The sequence below is a fragment of the Rhizobacter sp. P2_H3 genome, assembly GCF_056403355.1.
The window spans coordinates 1-5368 of sequence record NZ_JBFUFQ010000317.1; the positions used below are offsets into that span (position 1 = coordinate 1).

Annotated in this window: 3 protein-coding genes; all 3 read left to right on the forward strand. The window is 69.5% G+C overall.

The genetic code is table 11. The annotated features are described in order from the left end of the window. On the forward strand, window positions 1-1899 hold a 1899-nt coding region (locus AC1D1T_RS29745; RefSeq protein ID WP_477993055.1), incomplete at its 5' end, for a type I secretion system permease/ATPase. Beyond that, window positions 1896-3344 (forward strand): HlyD family type I secretion periplasmic adaptor subunit, encoded by a 1449-nt coding sequence (locus AC1D1T_RS29750; protein WP_082004800.1) that lies wholly within the window; start codon window positions 1896-1898, stop codon window positions 3342-3344. The genes AC1D1T_RS29745 and AC1D1T_RS29750, both read left to right, overlap by 4 nt. 143 nt (window positions 3345-3487) lie before the next feature. Beyond that, a partial coding sequence (locus tag AC1D1T_RS29755) for a tandem-95 repeat protein (RefSeq protein WP_477993056.1) occupies window positions 3488-5368 on the forward strand: 1881 nt, incomplete at its 3' end.

Here is a 5368-nt window from a genome sequence, read left to right on the forward strand (position 1 = left end):
AACCAGGCCTGCGTGCTGCTGCGCTTCGAGGACGGCGGCCGGGAAGGCCCGGTGGCCCGCGTGCTGCTGCCCGAGACCGGCCAGGGCTCGATCGTGCTGCCGCTCGCCGACCTGCAGCGGCGCTACACCGGCGTGGTGCTGTTCGTGCGCCCGCATTTCCGCTTCGATGCGCGCACGCCCGAGGTGCGCGCGGTGCGCCAGCGCCACTGGTTCTGGGGCGCGGTGCTCGAGCAGCGCATCGTCTACCGCGACGTGCTGTGGGCGGCGCTGCTGGTCAACGTGTTCGCGCTGGTGTTCCCGCTGTTCTCGATGAACGTCTACGACCGCGTGGTGCCGAACAACGCGGTCGAGACGCTGTGGGCCCTGTCGATCGGCGTGGTGCTGATCATGTGCGGCGACCTGTTCATGCGGCTGCTGCGCAGCCACTTCGTCGACGAGGCGAGCGCGCGCATCGACGTGCAGATCTCGGCCACGCTGATGGAGAAGGTGCTGGGCATGCGCCTGGAGCACCGGCCGGAGTCGGTCGGCTCGTTCGCGTCGAACCTGCGCGGCTTCGAGCAGGTGCGCGACTTCATCGCGTCGGGCACCGTCACCGCGCTGATCGACCTGCCGTTCGCGCTGCTGTTCGTGACCGTGCTGGCCTGGATCTCGCCGTGGCTCGCAGTGCCRGTGGTCACGGCGTTCGTGCTGATCCTGGTGATCGGCTACGTGCTGCAGCACCGGCTGCACGAGCTGTCGCAGACCACCTACCAGGCCGCGGCGCAGCGCAACGCGACGCTGATCGAGAGCCTGACCGCGATCGAGACCATCAAGTCGCTGGGTGCCGAGAGCGTCGTGCAGGCCAAGTGGGAGCGCGCGAACGCCTTCCTCGCGGTGACCAACGTGCGCATGCGGGCGCTCTCGGCCACGGCCAACTACGGCACCAACTGGCTGTCGCAGGGCGTGACGGTCGCGATCGTGATCGTCGGCGTCTACCTGATCAGCCAGCGCGAGCTGACGATGGGGGCGCTGGTGGCCTCGTCGATGCTCGCGTCGCGGGCGCTGCAGCCGGCCGGGCAGATCGTCGGGCTGCTGATGCAGTACCAGGGCGCGCGCACCGCGATGGAATCGCTCGACAAGATCATGGAGCGGCCGGTCGAGCGCCCGGCCGGCGAGAACTTCGTGCAGCGCCCGCAGCTGCGCGGCGACATCGAGTTCCGCAATGTCAAGTTCGCCTACCCGGGCCGGCAGGATGCGGCGCTGGACGGCATCAGCTTCAAGATCCAGGCCGGCGAGCGGGTCGCGCTGATCGGGCGCGTGGGCTCCGGCAAGTCGACGATCGAGCGGCTGATCATGGGCCTGTACCAGCCGCACGACGGCGCGGTGCTGCTCGACGGCATCGACCTGCGCCAGCTCGACCCGGCCGACGTGCGCCGCAACCTGGGCTACGTGTCGCAGGACGTGACGCTGTTCTACGGCAGCCTGCGCGACAACATCACCTTCGGGCTGCCGTATGCCGACGATTCCGCGATCGTCGCGGCGGCCGAGCTGGCCGGCATGAGCGGCTTCATCGACCGGCATCCGCGCGGCTTCGACATGACGGTGGGCGAGCGCGGCGAATCGCTGTCGGGCGGGCAGCGCCAGGGCATCGGCCTGGCGCGCGCGGTGCTGCACAACGCACCCATCCTGCTGCTCGACGAGCCGACCAGCGCGATGGATTTCTCGACCGAGGCGCAGATCACGCACAACATCGGCAACTTCGCGCAGAACAAGACGGTGGTGCTGGTGACGCACCGCACCTCGCTGCTCGCGATGGTGACGCGCGTGATCGTGATCGACGGCGGCAAGATCGTCGCCGACGGGCCGCGCGACCGCATCATGGAAGCGCTGCAGAGCGGGCGCATCGCGAGGGCGGCATGAGCTCATCCCGTGAAGGCGGCACGAACCGCATCCTGATCAAGCTCGGCCTGGCCGTGATGTGGGTGCTGGAGCGCATCCGCGTGCTGCTGGATCCGATCACGCGCCTCCTGCTCGGCCCGGTCGTCACGCCCGACAACGCCGGCGATGCCGGATTCCGCAGCTTCGAGGCCGAGGCCGACCAGGTGATGTCGCGCAGTGGCACCCACCATGCGCAGTCGATCGTGCGCGCGGCCCTGCTGATCGTCGTGCTGCTGGTCACCTGGGCGGCACTCGCCCACGTCGACGAGGTGACCAAGGGCGATGGCAAGGTGATCCCGTCGCGCCAGCTGCAGGTGGTGCAGTCGCTGGACGGCGGCGTCGTCTCCGAGATCCTGGTGCGCGAAGGCCAGGTCGTCGAGGCCGGCCAGCTGCTGCTGAAGATCGACGAAACGCGCGCGACATCGGGCGTGCGCGAGAGCGCCGCCACCGGCCTCGCGCTGAAGGCCCGCCAGGCACGGCTGCAGGCGCTGGCCGACGGCTCGGTCTTCACACCGCCCACCTCGGCAGACCCGGACGAGCAGCGCATCCTGCTCGGCGAGCGTCAGCTGTACGAGGCCAAGCGCTCCGAGCTGGAGACGCTGCTGTCGATCAACCACCAGCAGCTGCAGCAGCGCCAGCAGGAGCTGACCGAGATGCGCGCCCGCAAGGCAGCCGCCGACCGCGGGCTCGAGTTCGGCCAGCAGGAGCTCGGGAAGACGCGGCCGCTGCTGGCGAGCGGCGCGGTGTCGGAGGTCGACATCCTGCGGCTCGAACGCGAGGTGGCGCGCTCGCGCGGCGATTCCGAGCAGGCCAGCGCGCAGATCGCGCGCGTGCAGGCGGCCATAGGCGAGGCGCAGCGCAAGAGCCAGGAGACCGAGATCGGCTTTCGCAACGAGGCGCGCAAGGAACTGGCCGAGGTGGCCGGCAAGCTGAACGCGCTGAACGAGGGCGCGGTCGCGCTGACCGACAAGGTCGCCAAGTCGCAGGTCAAGTCGCCGGTGCGCGGACGGGTGCAGCGGCTGCTGGCCAACACCGTCGGCGGCGTCGTGCAACCGGGCAAGGACATCGTCGAGATCGTGCCGCTCGACGACAACCTGGTGCTGGAGGCGCGCATGGCGCCGAAGGACATCGCCTTCATCCGCCCTGGCCAGCCGGCGACGGTCAAGTTCACCGCGTACGACTTCTCGATCTACGGCGGGCTGGAAGCGCAGGTCGAGAACATCAGCCCCGACACCATCACCGACGAGCGCGGCAACGCGTTCTACCTGGTGCGGGTGCGCACGACGCGCTCGAACTTCAGCGAGAAGATGCCCATCATCCCGGGCATGACGGCCGAGGTCGACGTGCTGACCGGCCAGAAGACCGTGCTCGCCTACGTGCTGAAGCCGGTGTTGAAGGTCAAGTCCAACGCGCTGCGCGAACGCTGATCACAAACTTCCTTATTGGCTCACGAAGGGCCGGATTTGGTGATTCCGGTCACGAAATGGCCCCGTAGGTTCGTACATAAGCGCTGGGTTTCTGGATATCCTGACTGGTAAGTTCTGGCCAGTTTTGCGTCCGAGGAAATCCCATGCCCACCATCGTCCAAACCCAACACGGCAAGGTTTCCGCACTGTGGGGTGCAGCCCTGATCCGCACGCCGGACGGCCACGTCCGGGCGCTGCAGGTCGGCGATGTGGTGAACAAGGGCGACATGCTCCTGACGACGCAGGACGGCATCGTGCGGCTCGACGACCTCGACTCGCCGATGATCACGATGGCCGCCGCCCCGGCGCTGCCGACGGCCGTGGCGACGCCGCCGGTCGCCGACATCGACCGTGTGATCGCCGAACTGAACCAGCCCGACACCGAGACTGCCCCCGCGGCCGGCTTGACGGGCGGTGGCGGCGGCGGGCTGACGCCGGGCCTGCGCGTCGACCGCATCTCTGAAAGCACGACGACCGATTCRCTGGTTTCGCCCGACACCGCGGCGCCGGCCACCACGACGACGYCGATCACGCCGACGACGGCACAAGGCACGGCCGAGGCGACATCGGCGCCGGCTCCCGCCCCGGCCCCGGCCCCCGCCCCCGCCCCTGCGCCCGCGTCCAACCAGACCCCGGTGGCCGACGGCGGCACCGCCGGCGGCGCTGAAGACGCCTCGCTGCCGATCTCGCTGACCGGCCACGACGCCGACGGCAGCATCGCCGGCGTCCGCATCGTCTCCATTCCCGCCGGCAGCACCATCCTGCTGGCCGATGGCGTGACCGTCGTCACCGCCGGCCAGTTGCTGACGCCCGCCCAGGCCGGCTCGCTGCTGTTCAAGCCGGCCGCCGATTTCAACGGCAACTCCGCGCTCAGCTACGAGGTGATCGACAACAACGGCGCCACGTCGGCGCCGGCCTCGGTGCAGATCAGCATCACGCCGGTGAATGACGTGCCGGTCGCGAACGCCGACACCGTCAATGCGGTGGAAGACACACCGGTCACGTTCGACCCGCGCGCCAACGATGCCGATGTCGATGGTCCCGCGCTGAGCATCGTCTCGGTCGGTGGCCAGCCGATCGCCGTCGGCACGCCGGTGGTGCTGCCGCAAGGCACGGTCACGCTGAACGCCGACGGCACGCTCAGCTTCACGCCGGCGCACGACTTCAACGGCTCGCTGAACGTTCCCTACACCGTCAGCGACGGCAGCCTGCAGTCGTCGTCGAGCGTGACGATCAACGTCGCACCGGTCAACGATGCACCGGTCGCCGTCGCCGACGGCGCGTCGAGCGCCGTCAACCTGCCGGTCACGATCCCGGTGCTCGCGAATGACATCGATGTCGACGGCGACACGCTGAGCGTCAGCAACCCGGTGCTGAGCAACCCGGCGCTCGGCAGCGTCAGCATCAACGGCAACGGCGAACTGGTGTTCACGCCCGCCACCAACGTGAGCGGCCCCGTCACCATCACCTACACGGTCTCTGATCCGTCGGGCGCAAGCTCGACCGGCACCGTCACCGTCAACGTCGGCGCGAACACCGCGCCGAGCGGCGCGGACGCCTCGCACGCGCAGAACGAAGACAGCGCGTACAGCCTGCAGGCGAGCGACTTCGGCTTCAGCGACCCGGACGCCGGCCAGTCCTTCGCCGGCGTGCGCATCGATGCGCTGCCGGCCGCCGGCACGCTGCTGCTCAACGGCACGCCGGTCACGGCGGGCACCGTCGTCTCGGCCGCCGACATCGCCGCCGGGCACCTGGTGTTCACGCCGGCCGCCGACGGCAACGGCAGCGGCTATGCCAGCATCAGCTTCAGCGTGCAGGACAGCGCAGGCGCCTTCGACGCCACGCCGAACACCTTCACGTTCAACGTCACGCCGGTCAACGACGCGCCGGTCGCGCATCCCGACCTGGTCTCGGCCACCGAAGACACGCCGGTCAACTTCGACCCGCGCGCCAACGACACCGATGTCGACGGCCCTGTGCTGAGC

Bases quoted from the DNA above. Each gene is read 5' to 3' on its own strand.
- AC1D1T_RS29750 (WP_082004800.1), top strand. From the start codon at position 1,896: ATGAGCTCATCCCGTGAAGGCGGCACGAACCGCATCCTGATCAAGCTC.